The 14,181-nt window shown below is 70.8% G+C and carries 15 protein-coding genes; 7 read left to right on the top strand and 8 right to left on the bottom strand.

The window, feature by feature from the left end:
- Positions 1-103 precede the first annotated feature (103 nt).
- A complete protein-coding gene (locus tag ACIA8L_RS45615) occupies positions 104-319 on the top strand; it encodes a hypothetical protein (RefSeq protein ID WP_395914855.1) in 216 nt (71 codons plus the stop codon).
- A 58-nt stretch (positions 320-377) separates the two neighbouring features.
- Here the strand turns inward: ACIA8L_RS45615 and ACIA8L_RS45610 are convergent, their stop codons facing one another.
- On the bottom strand, positions 378-932 hold the full coding sequence (locus ACIA8L_RS45610) for a hypothetical protein (RefSeq protein WP_395914854.1): 555 nt from the start codon (positions 930-932) through the stop codon (positions 378-380).
- A gap of 41 nt (positions 933-973) precedes the next feature.
- The gene (locus ACIA8L_RS45605) at positions 974-2,713 is read right to left on the bottom strand and encodes a DUF4012 domain-containing protein (RefSeq protein ID WP_395914852.1); all 1,740 of its coding nucleotides are present in this window, start codon (positions 2,711-2,713) and stop codon (positions 974-976) included.
- Between the two features lie 81 nt (positions 2,714-2,794).
- Between ACIA8L_RS45605 and ACIA8L_RS45600 the strand changes: the two genes are divergently transcribed.
- Positions 2,795-4,276, top strand: coding sequence for a polysaccharide biosynthesis tyrosine autokinase (locus ACIA8L_RS45600; RefSeq protein ID WP_395914850.1), 1,482 nt, complete (start codon positions 2,795-2,797; stop codon positions 4,274-4,276).
- 15 nt (positions 4,277-4,291) lie between these two features.
- On the opposite strand, the gene ACIA8L_RS45595 is transcribed toward ACIA8L_RS45600, so the two are convergent.
- On the bottom strand, positions 4,292-4,507 hold the full coding sequence (locus ACIA8L_RS45595; protein WP_395914848.1) for a hypothetical protein: 216 nt from the start codon (positions 4,505-4,507) through the stop codon (positions 4,292-4,294).
- 102 nt (positions 4,508-4,609) lie between these two features.
- Between ACIA8L_RS45595 and ACIA8L_RS45590 the strand changes: the two genes are divergently transcribed.
- Positions 4,610-4,744, top strand: coding sequence for a hypothetical protein (locus ACIA8L_RS45590; RefSeq protein WP_395914846.1), 135 nt, complete (start codon positions 4,610-4,612; stop codon positions 4,742-4,744).
- A gap of 56 nt (positions 4,745-4,800) precedes the next feature.
- Here the strand turns inward: ACIA8L_RS45590 and ACIA8L_RS45585 are convergent, their stop codons facing one another.
- Together ACIA8L_RS45585 and ACIA8L_RS45580 are read right to left on the bottom strand one after the other, a co-directional pair.
- Entirely contained in the window at positions 4,801-5,355 is a 555-nt protein-coding gene (locus ACIA8L_RS45585) for a GNAT family N-acetyltransferase (protein ID WP_395914844.1), read from the bottom strand.
- 98 nt (positions 5,356-5,453) lie between these two features.
- Positions 5,454-6,560, bottom strand: a complete 1,107-nt coding sequence (locus tag ACIA8L_RS45580) for a hypothetical protein (RefSeq protein ID WP_395914843.1) — start codon at positions 6,558-6,560, stop codon at positions 5,454-5,456.
- A gap of 1,140 nt (positions 6,561-7,700) precedes the next feature.
- On the opposite strand from ACIA8L_RS45580, the gene ACIA8L_RS45575 reads away from it, so the two are divergent.
- From ACIA8L_RS45575 to ACIA8L_RS45560, 4 genes are all read left to right on the top strand, one after another.
- Positions 7,701-8,516 carry a phytanoyl-CoA dioxygenase family protein gene (locus ACIA8L_RS45575; protein ID WP_395914842.1) on the top strand — a complete coding sequence of 272 codons (816 nt, stop codon included), beginning with the start codon at positions 7,701-7,703 and terminating at the stop codon, positions 8,514-8,516.
- Positions 8,517-8,571: 55 nt separating this feature from the next.
- Positions 8,572-9,372, top strand: a complete 801-nt coding sequence (locus tag ACIA8L_RS45570; protein ID WP_395914840.1) for a class I SAM-dependent methyltransferase — start codon at positions 8,572-8,574, stop codon at positions 9,370-9,372.
- Positions 9,369-10,673: a UDP-glucose dehydrogenase family protein gene (locus tag ACIA8L_RS45565; RefSeq protein ID WP_395914838.1), complete on the top strand. Its 1,305-nt coding sequence runs from the start codon at positions 9,369-9,371 to the stop codon at positions 10,671-10,673. The genes ACIA8L_RS45570 and ACIA8L_RS45565 overlap by 4 nt, the downstream gene beginning before the upstream one ends.
- A 103-nt stretch (positions 10,674-10,776) precedes the next feature.
- Positions 10,777-12,093 (top strand): UDP-glucose dehydrogenase family protein, encoded by a 1,317-nt coding sequence (locus tag ACIA8L_RS45560; protein ID WP_395914837.1) that lies wholly within the window; start codon positions 10,777-10,779, stop codon positions 12,091-12,093.
- A gap of 36 nt (positions 12,094-12,129) precedes the next feature.
- Here the strand turns inward: ACIA8L_RS45560 and ACIA8L_RS45555 are convergent, their stop codons facing one another.
- From ACIA8L_RS45555 to ACIA8L_RS45545, 3 genes are all read right to left on the bottom strand, one after another.
- Entirely contained in the window at positions 12,130-12,921 is a 792-nt protein-coding gene (locus tag ACIA8L_RS45555; protein ID WP_395914836.1) for a hypothetical protein, read from the bottom strand.
- Positions 12,922-13,142: 221 nt separating this feature from the next.
- Entirely contained in the window at positions 13,143-13,667 is a 525-nt protein-coding gene (locus ACIA8L_RS45550) for a hypothetical protein (RefSeq protein ID WP_395914835.1), read from the bottom strand.
- A 51-nt stretch (positions 13,668-13,718) separates the two neighbouring features.
- Positions 13,719-14,156: a SigE family RNA polymerase sigma factor gene (locus ACIA8L_RS45545; protein ID WP_395914834.1), complete on the bottom strand. Its 438-nt coding sequence runs from the start codon at positions 14,154-14,156 to the stop codon at positions 13,719-13,721.
- Positions 14,157-14,181: the final 25 nt, after the last annotated feature.

The raw sequence follows: 14,181 nt of genomic DNA, 5'->3' as shown, positions 1-14,181 counted from the left end.
CTGACCGGGGAGTCGCTCGCCGCCTCACCGCTGGACGACGGCCATCCCTTCACGCTCGCGCTGCTCAACAACCTCGCCGTAGTTCCAGCAGCGGGGACCAACGGTGCGGCGGGCGACGGTGGTGGTGGCGAAGGACGGCACGGCGTTCGACTCGACGCTCGCGCTGGACGGGAAGGACCTCTCGGCGAACGAGCTCGCGTCCGGGCAGAAGACGAGCGGCACGGTCTGGTTCGACATCGCCAAGGACGCGCAGACCGGTGGGAAGGTCGCGCTGAAGTCGATTCTCGCCGAAGGTGACGCCGGGTACTGGACGCTGTAGCGCGGAACACCGAACGGCCGCCGCCTCGGGAGGAGGTGGCGGCCGTGAGGCGGAAAGGTCAGGAGTTGGCGTCGCGGGTGCGGCGGCGCCAGCGGGTGGCGCCGAAGACCAGGATGCCGCCGAGCATCACGGCGCCGGAGCCGGTCAGGGCCATCAGCGGGAGGTTGCCGTCGGCGATGCCGGTGACCGCCAGGTTGCTGTTGTTGCTGGTGTTCGACGTGGTGGCGACGCTGACGGTGCGGCTGATCGTGCCGAACGTGCCCGTCGCCGTCAGGACCGCGGTGCCGGCCTGGGTCAGGGGGATGTTGATCGCCCAGTTGCCGGAGCCGTCGGCGGTCGTCGTGTAGGTGTGTGACGCGGCGGCGTGGGCGGCGAAGCCCCGGGAGCGGCTGGACGACGACGCGCCGCCGCCGTAGCTGACCGTGACCGTGACGGTGGAGAACGGGTCGGCGCGGCCGGACATCGTGACGGCGCCGCCGGGCTCGACGGTGCCGGTGTCCACGACCACGTCGTTCGTCGTCGGGGGGTACTCCGCCTGGGCCGCCACCGCCGGGGCGAGCGCGGTCAGGGTGCCCAGCACGCCCGCCGCCACGCACGTCAACGCCTTCTTCACGCCAGCCTCCCGGCCTCACGCAGAGTGATTGTGTGTTCACACTATCGTGGTGGCGCGCACTTTCCCGGCGAAACCGGGTTTATCGTCCACGGCCTGGCCAGCGGGGTCGTGACCAGCTCCGGAGCCGGGGCGTCGGGGCGTGGCGGGACGATGCGGACGGTGACGGTCCGCGTGGCGCCGGGCGGGACGTCGGCGGTGAACAGAGCGACCATGCGGCCGCGGACGGTGCCGTCCACGATGGACACCTTCGCACCGTCCACCGTGGCCCCGCCGACGGTCCAGCCGGTGGGGGCGGCGACGGAGACGAGGGTGCGCAACGTGTACGGGTCCGGCACCACCGTCGGCCAGCTGAGCACGCCGCTGGGCAGCCCCGACCCGGGTGCGACCGAGGTCAGGGCGAGCTGCACGGAGTACCCCCGGAATCCTTTGTCGCATTGCTCTTGGACGACTCCGGCGGACGGGGTGAGGTAGTAGCCGAGCTTCGACGCGCCGCCCTCGTCGAGGAACACGCCGGCGGTCGGGGCGCCGGGGTCGTCGGCGGGCAGCGCGCCCTCCAGCGGCGTGCCGGCGATGCGGGTCTGCTCGGCCGGATCGGCGCTCCACGCCAGAATTCTTCGCTCGTGTACCGCCTGCGCCAGTGCCCCCAGCAGCGCCCTCGGTGGCGCGGGGTGCGCGAGGACCGCCTCGAACACCGCGCGGGCGGCCCCGGCGAAGTACGCGTCCTGCTGCTCCTGGTGCGGCAGCCGAGCGTACACATCGGACAGCAGCAGCCGGACCGCGTTGTCGGCGGTGAGCGTCTCGCCGCCGGCCACGGGCACCGGACCGGTCGCGGCGAGCAGGTAGGCCAGGGCGACCGGGTCGGTGGCGAGGACGCCGTCCACAGTGGTGCCGGTGCGCCGCCGGTACATCTCCCGCACCACCGCGGCCGCGCCGGGAAAGTCGGGCGCCAGGTTGATGTTCGCGGAATGCATGGCCGTGTCGTCGCCGTACAGTTGCCGGATGCCGTCCTCGACGGGGAGCACGGGCGCGTCGAAGGCGCCGAGCCCGCCGGTGGCCGTGCCCTGGCCCAGGAGGCTGATCCGGCCGCGGTCGGCGCCGAGGACCGCGTAGGCGCCGGGCATCCCGCCGGTGGCGCGCATCTCGGCCAGGTTCTGGAAGAGCACGAGGTAGGTGCGGGGCCGGTCGGCGCCGAGCAGGCCGGGGAGCACGGCGGCGGCCCGGGTGGCCGCGGCGATCGTGCGCAGCTTGACCTTGAGGTCGTCGAGGGGCCGGGCGACCTGCGGGGCGAGGCCGTCGGCGGGGATCCGGGCGAGGCGGTCGACGACGCCGCGCACGGCGCGGTCCCCGGCCGTCAGCTTCGGTGCGGCCGCGGCGAGGGCGCCGGGATCGAGACCGGCGGCGAGGGTTTCGAGCAGTGGGGGTACCGCATCCCGCGCGAGGGTTTCCAGACCGAGCGCGGTTTCACGCACGGCCGCCAGGCTCCGGCTGGTGAGGGCGGCCGCGCGCCAGGCCGGGTCGCGCACACCGTCGGCGGCGGCGTGGGTGCGGCGGCGCAGCGCCTCGGCGGTGCGGCGGGCCGCGGCGAGGTCCCCGTGCCGCAGCTCCTCGGGCAGTTGCCGGGCGAGGGCGGCCGCGGCGACGAGCTCGTCGTGCACGGTGGACACGCGCAGGCCGAGCCAGCTCAGCGCGCTCAGCGGGACGAGCACGAGGACGAGCGCGGGAATCAGCCGCCGCCGCAGACGGCTGGGCCGGCGGTGGGCGGTGCGGGTTCGGCCGGGCACGAAGCGCATCGTACGGCCGCGAGTCCTGGCAATTCGTACAAATCCGCATTTACTTGATGAACCCGGCGATACGCTCTCGCCGTGAACCTGCACGACTACCTCCGGGTACTCCGTAAGCGCTGGCCCTTCGTCGTCATCACGTTCGGCGTCGCCGTGGTGCTCGGCGTGCTGGTCACGTTCAACACGACGCCGCGGTACGCGTCCACGCTCACGTTCTTCGTGACCACGTCGAACCAGGGCAACGCCGGCGACGCCTACCAGGGCGGCCTGTACTCCCAGCAGCGCGTCAAGTCCTACGCCGACCTGCTCACCAGTGAACGCCTGGGCCAGGCCGTCGTCGACGACCTGCGGCTCAAGACGAGCCCGGTCACCCTGGTGTCCAAAGTGGACGCGGTGGTGGTGCCGGATACGGTACTGCTGCGCGTCACCGTCACCGATACGAACAAGGACGAGTCGCTGCGCATCGCCCAGTCGCTCGGCCGCCAGTTCACCCGGCTCGTCGGCCAGCTCGAAACCCCGCCCGACGCGACCGCCGCGCCGGTCAAGGTCGAGGTCGTCGGCGGACCCCGGCTCGAAGCCACCCCGGTCGCGCCCCGCCCGGTCCGGAACATGGGCATCGCGGTCGCCCTCGGCCTGCTGCTCGGCATCGGCCTGGCCATCCTCCGCGAAACCCTCGACACGACGATCCGCTCCACCGAGGCGCTGCGCGACCTCAGCGGCGCCCCGGACCTCGTGACCGTCGCCTTCGACGCCACCGCCAAGGACTCACCACTGGCCGTCGGCGACGCCGGCTTCTCCCCGCGCGCCGAGGCGTTCCGCCAGCTGCGGACCAACCTGAAGTTCGTCGACGTCGGCCGGCCGCTCAAGGTGCTCGCGGTCGTCAGTGCGGTACCCAGCGAGGGCAAGTCGACCTTCGCCGCCAACCTCGCGACGACCATGGCCGCCCAGGACGGCGCGAAGATCCTGCTCGTCGAGGCCGACCTGCGCCGGCCGAAGGTCGCCGACTACCTGGGCGTCGAGGGCTCCGTCGGCCTCACGAACGTCCTCATCGGCCAGGTCGGCCTGGACGACGTCCTGCAGCCGCTGGGCCGCGACGACCTGTGGGTGCTGCCGAGCGGCTCGATCCCGCCCAACCCGAGCGAACTGCTGGCCTCTCCGAAGATGCAGGACCTCCTCGAAGAGCTCAGGTCCCGATACGACCTGATCATCCTGGACTCACCGGCCCTGCTCCCGGTCACCGACGGCGCCGTGGCCGCCTCCCACGCCGACGGCTCCCTGCTGATCGTCCGCTACGGCCACACCACCCGGGCCCAGGTCGGCAAGGCCCTGGACCTCCTCGCGGCGGTGGACGCCACGGTCATCGGCTGCGGCCTGAACATGGTCCCCACCCGCGGCGGCGACGCCTACACCTACCAGTACGACTACGGCTACGGCGACGACACCGGCCACCGCCCCCGCCTGGTCGACCAGCTCGAGGAAGCCAAGCACCTGACCAGCCGCCAGTCCGCCGGCGCCCGCCCGGCCGCCCGCCCGAGACGGCGCGGCCGGGCCAAGGTCCACTAGCCGGTCGGCGGCCGGTCAGGGCCGGATGTGGAAGGCCGGGTCGAGGGCGACGGCCGCGAGCTCGGTGTCGTTGAACGGCAGCGGGCTCAGGACGTTGTCGTTCTGGTGCGGGCCGAAGCCCGAGAACTTCGACTGGGCCACGTGCACGACGGTGCCGTCCGGGTAGCCGTAGGTCGCCCAGTTGTCGATGCGGTTGTCGTGCGGGTCGCCGCGGCCGGTCGCGTAGGCCACGCGCCGGCCGCCGGTCTCGATGACCGTGCACGCCGCCGGCTCGGACCAGAAGCGGTCGGCCAGGTCGCACGGGTCACCGGTGGCGGTCGACCGGCCGGGGTCGTGGACCTCGACGATGAGCCGGCCGTCGAGCCCGCCCTTGCTGACCTCGATCGACGTCAGGTCTCGGCGCTGTCGAAGGTGCTGACCGCCGAGTCAACAGCGTCGGAGGACGGCGACGCTGTGACGGCAGCATGAGCTGGTACGGCGGGCAACCGAGGCCCGGTTGCCCGCCCCGCCACTCACGATGATCGCTACGAGCCGTCGTGCCGGGCCTCGCGCCACTCGTGCTCCAACAACGAGTAGAGCAGCGAATCCCGCCAAGCGCCGTTGGTGAACACGTGGTCCCTGAGTCGTCCTTCGGGAGTGAATCCGAGGCGGGCGAGGAGCCGTTGCGAAGCTCGGCTGTCCGGACCGCACGCGGCCTGAATGCGGTGCAGGCGTAGCGCATCGAACCCGAACGCGATCATGAGTGCGGTCGCTTCGGCCGCGTAACCCTTGCCCCAGTCTTCACGGCGGAGCGCGTATCCGAGCTCTCCGCTGCGATCCCGGCCGAGTCCGATCCGCACGAACCCGATCAGCGTGTCATTGCTGTTGGCGACGGCTAGATAGTAGTCGGGCCGAGGCTCGCTCTGAGCGCGAGCGATGTCCAGACTCAGCCGCTCTGCCTGATCGTCGCGGGTCCGCACGTCGAAGCTCAGGGTTTGCGTCACGGCGGCGTCGCCCACAACAGCCATCGAGGCATCAAGATCATCTATCCGGAACTCGCGCAGAGCGATACGTGGCCCGGCGATCTCGATGGGAAACACCGCCTGACCGTATCCCGATGGCTCCGTGGCTGCCTACGCGGGGAGAGCGGCGGCCGGCACCCGGCAGAAGGACTCGATCTCTTCCCGCAGGTCCCGAGCTACCGGAGAGCTGATGTAGCGCCTGCTCCGCAGCGCATGGTGGACGCGGCCCGCACTGGTGATGATGCCGCCGATCCGCCGATCCGCCGATCCGGCTCCAGCGCCAGCACGGGCGCCAGCGCCTCCCGAGCGCCATCAATATGCGAGGAGTGGACGCGGGCCAGCGCAAGCTCCGCGCGGGCGCCCGCCTCGTCACTGAATGAACGATCCTCCGGCCGACCGTGCTCGAACAGGTCGAGCGCGGACAGCGCCTCGGCCTGTGCGCGTTCCTGCTCGTCATCAAGGCAGACGAACGTACCGGCCGCGTAGTACCGCTGCTTGGCGGGCGAGAAGGCGAACAGGCCCCCGATCGCGTCGAGCTCATCCGGCCGGTGCCCTTCCCGCCGGTCGAAAGCATGGCCGAGCGCCGCGTTCGCCTCCTCCACCATGCCCATCTGCGCCCATGCCCGCGCTTCGAGAGCTGGCAGCCATGCAGCGACCGAACCGGTGAGGTCGGCGGCATACTCGCTGCCGCTGCGCGCGTATCGAGCGGCTTCCTGCGGCCGGCCGGCCCAGTACGCAATGAGACTCTGGAGTCCGCGCGCCCACGCCCGCAGGCCCTGGTGCTCGGCGTTGTCGGCGCAGACGTACAACGTGCGCGCGTGTGTCATGGCGTCGTGGAAACGACCGAGGTCTTGGCTGGCCTTTGACGTGAGGCCGGAGATAACTCCGGCGAGCAGGTAAAGATCGCGGCTGAGTGCGGGCTTCTGCTTGCCCTCCAGAAGCCGGAACACCGTGTCCTGTTCCTCGATCAGGTCCGCCATGATCGCGGTGAGCGGTTCACGTATGTAGGCGTTGGCGAGATGAACAACGTCGTCTTGGATCTGGGCGATTGCCTCGGGACCGACGTTGTCGATCTCGGCGAACGTGGCGAATCGGGCCGCGCGCCGAGTAGCCATCGCAACCTGCCTTTCTAGCATGCTCGTCAATGAGTCGTCAGATGAATCCGTCAGCGGCTCGGCAGGAGTCGGAGGGCTGTCGAGTGTCAGGCTGTTTCGTGTGACCAGCTCGCTAACCAGGCTGGTGCCGATGATCGCGTCCGAGGCTGGCGCCAAGAGCTCGGACATGGAGTAGCCCCCACAACAGCCGCGCAACGCGACGCTGTGAGGGACGCGGTGCTGTTCGAACGTCCCCGGCGACCCATCGCCGCAAGGTCCGCACGCTGAGCGTCGCATCCTCGCCATTGTCTCGCGCGCAACGTTCGAACCTTCCGACGATCTCCGCGTGGGTGCACTCGTCTCGTTCGATCAACGCAGCAAGCAGTGTGAGCCTCACATCGGGCATCGCCGACCCCTCCCGGACGGATCTAGGAATGACGGTATGCCCCCTCATTGCGGGTAGCCAGCCCTCAACCACTCAGGCATTGATATGGCCCGACGATGTCCGCCTTATGGCAGCGCAACGGCCGATAGTCGGCCCAGCCGCGCGCTTCTTGTGACAGCGACCCGATCGCCAGACTCCAATATGCACCGAAAGCGAGTGGCCGGTACCCACCGTCTGTCGTCGAACAGGCGGCGCCGAGACCGAGTCAATCACTGAGTCCCCCGCCGCTTCGTGACGCAAGGGCCGTGGCGGGCGGGTGATCAGGCTTGGCGCATCGCCTTGCGGGCCGGGCGGTGCTACGGGGTGGTGCGCCCAGCCGCCTGGAGATCGAGAGGGAGCCATGAGCACCTATCGGGGCGTTGATTCGATCGCGCTCGCACAGGCGGAGCTGGACCGTCACGTGACGTCAAGCGTTGACGGCGTCTGTCTGGCGTGCGGGGTGTCGGGGCCGTGTGACGCGCGTGAGCGGGCGGCGCGGTTGTTCCGTTCGTCGCTGCGGTTTCCTCGGCGCCGGCCGGGTGCGACGCGGCCGGAGTGGTTGGCGCTCGGCGGGTCGGCGCAGCGGGTCTGCGCCGTGCGGGCTGAGGCGGTGGCCGAGCGTCGGGTGCAGTCGACGGCGCGGGCTGGTGACGTCGTGTACGTCGGGCCGACGGCGACGCCGCCGTTCTCCTTGAGGAACGGGTTCCGTTTCCGGGTGATCCGACTGCCCCCGGCGGCGCTGCCGCCGATGCGGCAGCGGTGAACGGTGTGGTGTCGGCGCACCGCTGTGGAGTGGGCAGACACCACGCCGGCAGCCAAGGATGCGGGTCATAGACGTGGAGAGGCGGGCGGTTGCGCTCATTCAGCGTGTCATCGCACGAGTGAAAGCGACGTGACGGGAGGACATGGTGGGACCAGACGGGTTCGGTGATCTTCTGGCTGCTCGGGCCGTGTACGCGCGGGCGGGCTGGTATGCGCTGCCGCAGCCGTTGCCGGGAGCTGTCGTGGATCGGCTTTGCGCCAGCGTGGCGCACATCAGCGGGCAGGATCGGCCGGAGGTGGTGTTCGAAGACGGCAGCCGGGTGGTGCGGGCGTTGCACGGCTGTCACCGGTTCGACGCGGCATGCGCGGCGTTGACGCGGCTGCCGCCGTTCGTGGCGCTGGCCGAGACCCTCGTCGGTGGGCCGGTGTACGTGTACCAGTTCAAGGTGAACTTGAAGCAGCCGTTCGAGGGTCGGGCGTGGCCGTGGCATCAGGACTTCGCGTTCTGGCTGCGCGAGGACGGCATGCCGACGCCGAACGCGGTCAACATCGCGGTGTTCCTCGACGACGTCCACACCGGCAACGGCCCGCTTACGGTGATCCCGGGCAGTCACCGGCTGGGGCTGCTCGACGTCGACACCGCGCCACGGTCGCCGGGCGGGCGCGACTGGCGGCGGCACGTGTCAGCGGACCTGGAGTACACGGTCGCTGAGGATCGGGTGGCGGCGCTCGCTGAGGATCTGGGCCGCTATGTCGCGGTCGGCGGGCGCGGGACGTGTTTCGCGTTCCACTCGAGCATCGTGCACGCCTCGTCGAACAACGAGTCCGCGGACCGGCGCGCCATGCTGCTGATCACCTACAACGCGGTCGGCAACGCGCCGCCGTCGCCCAGCCGCCCGGAGTTCCTGGTCGACCGAGACACGACGCCGCTCACGGCGGAGGGCGGCTTCTCGTGGTGAGCCGGTGCTCGCGGCTGTGTCGTGACCAGTCGCCCGTCGTGGCTTGGAGGTGCTGATGTCGTACGCCAATCCGGCGGCCTTGTTCGCCGGTACCGAGGCGCAGTATCTGCGGTTCCGCGCCGCCCACCCGGACGTGTTCTTGGACCTGATCGCCGGGCAGCGTCCAGCGGGGACGGTGCTGGATCTGGGCTGCGGGCCGGGCAGCATCGCACTGCCGCTGGCTGACCGGGGTCGTGACGTGATCGCGGTCGATGTCAACCCGCGGATGATCGACGCCGCCCGCAAGGCTGCCGCCCGCCGGATGACCCGGGGCAAATTCCGGTGGCAGGTCAGCGATGCGCACGACCTGACCGGCGTCGGGCCGGTGGCGGGGGTGACGATCGGTGACGCGTTCCACTGGTTCGACCGGGCGCGGGTGCTGGCCGGCCTGGATCGGCTCGTCGTGCCCGGCGGGTTCGTCGCGCTGGTGATGTCGTTCGCGCCCGGCACGGCCAAGCCGTGGTGGTACACCGTGGCCGATCAGGTGCTGCGCCGCCACCTGGGCGCGGCCCGCCATGCCGGGCCGGAGGCGATGTACGACCCGCCGCAGGGCGGCGACCACGAAACCATCCTGCGGGCCTCGCCGTTCAACCAGCTCACTGTCATGCGCACCGATCAGCCGTTGCGGCTGGACCTGGCGCAGGTGCTGGGCAACCAGTACACGCAGGCGTACTCCTCGCCGCCGCTGTTCGGCGAGCGCTTCGACGACTTCGACCGGGACCTGTCCGGCGCGTTGTGCGCGGTCGAGCCGTCCGGCGTCTTCGTCGCCACCGTGCAACCAGCTCTGATCATCGCTCGACGTGGGGAGGACACGTGAAGATCAGCATCATCGGGTGCGGCCGGCTCGGCGCCCCGTACGCGGCTGGTATGGCCGGCCTCGGCCATCACGTCCTGGGTCTGGACACGGACCCGGACACGATGGCGGCCCTACGGGCCGGGAAAGCGCCGTTCGCGGAGCCGGGTCTGGCCGAGGCGATCACGGGCGGGGCGGACTCCGGCCGGTTGACGTTCACCGACTCCTACGCCCGCGCCGCCGAGCACGCCGACGTGCATTTCCTGGCCGTGCCCACCCCGCAGGCGGCCGACAGCGACCACCACGACCTGAGCATCCTGTTCGCCGCCGCCGAGTCCCTCGCCCGGCATCTGCACCGTGACAGTCTCGTCGTGGTCAAGTCGTCGGTGCCCGCGGGCACCAGCGCCCGCGTCGCCGCCCGCATGGCCGAGATCGCCGGACCGGGGGTCACGATCGAGGTCGCCGCGTCACCTGACTTCATGCGGGAAGGCTGCTCAATCGCCGATGTGCGCCGCCCGACCCGGATCGTGCTGGGTGTTCAGCCCGGCGGGACGGCCGAGGCGACGCTGCGTGCGTTGTGGGCGCCGTGCGTGGCGGCCGGGGTGCCGCTCGTGGTCACCGACTGGCCGACCGCAGAGCTGTGCAAGCTGGCCGCGAACGGGTTCCTGGCCACCCGGATCTCCTACGTCAACGCCCTCGCCGCGTTCTGCGGCGCGGCCGGCGCCAACATCGCCGACCTCGCCGCCGCGGTCGGGTACGACCCGCGCATCGGCGCCGACTACCTCACCCCCGGGCTCGGCTTCGGCGGCTCGTGCCTGAGCAAGGACCTGCGCGGCTTCGTCGCCATGGCCCAGTCCCTCGGCGTCGGCGACTCCTTCCGGCTCCTCACCGCAGTCGACGAGATCAACCAGCAGCGCCGTCAGCGCGCTTTGACCGCAACCCTGAACGCGCTCGGTGGCGCCGCTGCCGGTCAGCCGGTCACGGTGTGGGGCGCGGCGTTCAAACCTGGCATCGACGACGTGCGTGACTCCCCGGCCTTGGACGTCGCCAAACGCCTGCACCAGGCCGGCGCCACGGTGACCGTCTACGACCCGCAGGCCATGGACCTGGCCCGCGCGGAGTGCCCCCACCTGAACTACGCCACCGACCCGGTGACCGCAGTGGAGCAGGCCAGGGTGCTGTTGCACCTCACCGGTTGGCCGCAGTTCGCCGAGATCGACCCGTCGGACCTGCGGCCCGCGCCGCAGCCGGTGCTCATCGACGCGCGAGGCGGTCTGAGCTGGACCCGCTGGACCGGCGCGGGCTGGACCGTCTACCCCCTCTGACCACCCGCACGACCCATCGCCGACGCTCCGGAGGTCCACCAGGTAACCCCACAACGCACCACGAACCAGGTCTGAATTCAGCACACGACAGCGAGGACTTCCGTTGCGTATCACTGTTATCGGCGCCGGGCACCTGGGCGCTACCCACGCGGCCGGCATGGCCGAGATCGGCCACGACGTCATCGGCGTGGACATCGACCCGGCCAAGGTCGACACCCTCAACGACGGCAGGAGCTGGTTCCACGAACCAGAACTCGACGAACTGCTCGCCCGCAACCTGAAGACCGGCCGGCTGCGGTTCACCACCGACTTCAAGCACGCCGCCGCCCACGGCCAGGTCCACTTCCTGGCCGTGGGCACGCCCTCCGGCTCGGACGGCGCCTACGACCTCGACCAGCTCCACAGCGCGGTCAACCAGCTCGCGCCCTATCTGGAGCAGCCGTGCCTGATCGTCGGCAAGTCGACCGTCACGCCCGGGACCGCCGAAAGCCTGGAACGCCTTGCCCGCGCCATCGCCCCCGCCGGTGACGGCGTCGATGTGGCGTGGAACCCGGAGTTCCTCCGGGAAGGGACCGCTGTCGCCGACACCCTCACCCCGGACCGGATTGTCATCGGCACCACCACGGGCGACGCGGAGCGGCTGCTGCGCGAGGTGTATGCGCCGATCGTGCGCAGCCACGGCTGCCCCCTCGTGGTCACCGACCGGGTCACTGCCGAGATGGTCAAGGCCACCGCCAACGCCTACCTCGCCACCCGCATCTCCTTCGTCAACGCCGTCGCCGAGATGTGCACCACCGCCGGCGCCAACGTCACCGACCTCGCCGCCGCGATCGGCCACGACGTCCGCATCGGCCCGCACTACCTCGCCCCCGGACTGGGGTTCGGCGGCGGCTGCCTGCCCAAGGATCTGCACGCCTTCACCCGCCAGGCCGACACCGGCGGCATCACCCCGGCCGCGACCCTCTTCCGCGCGGTCGACGCCATCAACCAGCACATGCGCCACCGCGCCGTCGAACTGGCCCGCGAAGCGGTCGGGGGAACGCTGACCGGACGGGCCATCGCTGTGTGGGGCGCGGCGTTCAAAGCGGGGATCGACGACGTACGCGACTCCCCGGCCCTCGACGTCGCCGAACAGCTCCACCGCGCCGGAGCGCAGGTCACCGTCTATGATCCGCAGGCACTCACCGAGGCGCACCGGGCCGCACCGCACCTGGCCTACGCCTCGTCAGCGGTCGCCGCCGCCAACCGAGCGCACCTCATCATCGTCGCGACCGGCTGGCCGGAGTTCGCCGCGATCGACCCCGAGGCGCTCACCGCCGCCGTCGCCACCCCGGCGATCCTCGACGCCCGAGGCGTCATCGACGGTGCCCACTGGGCCGCCGCCGGATGGACCGTCCACGGACTTGGCAGCCGCCCGTAGCCGAACCGGGTGGGGGTGGGGCCGGAACTGCTGGTCTCATCCCCAGCCGGCGCTAGACGCGCCGACCTGCCGACCATGCCCGCTGGTCACCGTCACCGGCACCGCGACGCCACCGAACGGCGCCTGCGCCAACGCCGACCGAACCGGCTGCCGGCCGTCGAACCGGAACGCCACCAACTCCGCCCCGTCCAACTCGACCGCCCCGAGGTCCAGCGAACGCCGCCGCCTCACCCACGCGGCGAGGCCCGCCGGGTCCGGCACCTCAGCCGCGAAATGCAATAGTGTGGCGTACCAGATATCACGCCGGTACGACGTCTCAAACCAGCCGTCCGCACCGAGCTCCACGCCCAACCGGTCCGCGAAGTCGTCAGCGGCCGAATCGACCGGGTATGCGCAGGTCATCACCCCGGACGGGGTCAACGTCAGCCCATCCAGCCGCAACCGCACCGCAGTGGACTGCGCCGCCGCCCGGGCGAGCGCTCCCGCACAGCGGGCCACCAACGGATCTGCCCCGGACAACCCCGGTCGATGCATCTCGATCGCCCGGACCGTCAGATGCACGGCATCACGGACTCCGGTCGGCCAATGCCCGGAACCGCTCACCGCCGCCACCTCGGCGGTAACCTCGGCCAGCCGATCGGCAACCGGCCCGGCCGGCACGAGCACGGCCGACATCCCCCAACGCCCACCCGGCACCGGGGGCACATCGATAAAGTGCGAGCCCCGCAGCACGGCATCCCGACCCTGCTCAAACAGCCGGTCAAACCTTGCCCGGAGTTGCGAACCGCTCGACCGGCGCCCCGCGGAGACGTCACCATCAGTCGCCATCGGGGCAGCGTACGCGCAACGGTCACACCCAGCCCCAAGACGCGCTGGGCCGCCGTCCGAGTGCCCACCGTCGGAGACGGGTTGTCGCGCATCAAGACTTTCTGGAGCCCCGCCTATCGCTGCCATTCGGGTCACTTCCGTCGCCAGTGGAACGCTGGAAGATTTGAAATTTACGTCCCTTTCGATATCGGCCTTTCGGCTGATTTGGTGGACAGCGGCGTTCAGGAAAGCGCATTCCTACTGCATTGGGTAGGTGAGAAACTGATAGGCGCGTGGGGGAATCGCTCAAGGCCCTGTCGGTGGGGTGGGGAGGTGATGCGGTGGCGCGGGTGTACCGACAGCGGCCGGGCGACAGTCCGTCGCAGCGTCCGACTCGCCAGCCGGGTGACCCCGAGCTTCACGGGCTCAGGGAGCGGCACGGGTCGCTGCTGATGCTGCTCACGCTGCACGGCCCGCTCGACACCGGTGAAGTCATCACCCTGCTGTTCGGCAGCCGAACCGCGGCCGTGCGGCACCGTACGGCCCTGGTCCGGGCCGGGCTGGTGTGGCGGTTCGCACGTCCAGCCGTACCGGGCGATGTCGGCGTCATTCAGCACGCCCTGATCGTGGACGCTCTTCCCCTGCTCCTTCTTGTCCTGACTCGCCCGCTGGTACCGACCGGCCCGCACGTCCGCGCCCCCGGCCAGCAGCTCCGCCTTCGTCGCGAACCGCAACCCCTGCCCCGTCCGCTTGACCTGCCGTACCATCGGAACTGCCTCCCCATCGACGTCCCTAGCTGCTATAAACGACCTTGGCAGCTAACGCTTCTTAGGAGTGCCTGCCGTGCAGCCCAGAAGCTCGGCCGTCGCCTCGACGGAGAGGTCCTCCCAGTACTGCAGGACGAGCACGGCGCGCTGCCGTGACGGCACGGACGCCAGCGCCTCGAGCACGGCGACCCGGTCTTCGGGCCCGGTGTCCCGGGCGACCGGCTCCGGCGGCGAGTCGCTCGTGCGCACCCGCCGCCACCAGCCGAGCCGTCGCTCGTCGAGGTATGTCCGCACCAGGGTGCGGCGGAGGTACCCGTCGAGCACATCGTGCCGCGCGACCCGGTGCCAGGCGAGGTACGACTTCGTGAACGCCGCCTGGGTCAGATCCTCGGCCCGGTGCCAGTCCCCGCACAGCAGAAACGCCGTGCCGCGCATCGCGTCCGACCGCGCGGCGAAGTACTCGGCGAACGCCGTGTCCCGATCAGTCATTCGCTACTCACGGTCGCGGCCCGCT

The sequence above is a fragment of the Dactylosporangium sp. NPDC051541 genome, assembly GCF_044454505.1.
GTDB lineage: Bacteria > Actinomycetota > Actinomycetes > Mycobacteriales > Micromonosporaceae > Dactylosporangium.
This window is presented reverse-complemented; position numbering and strand designations above follow the sequence as displayed.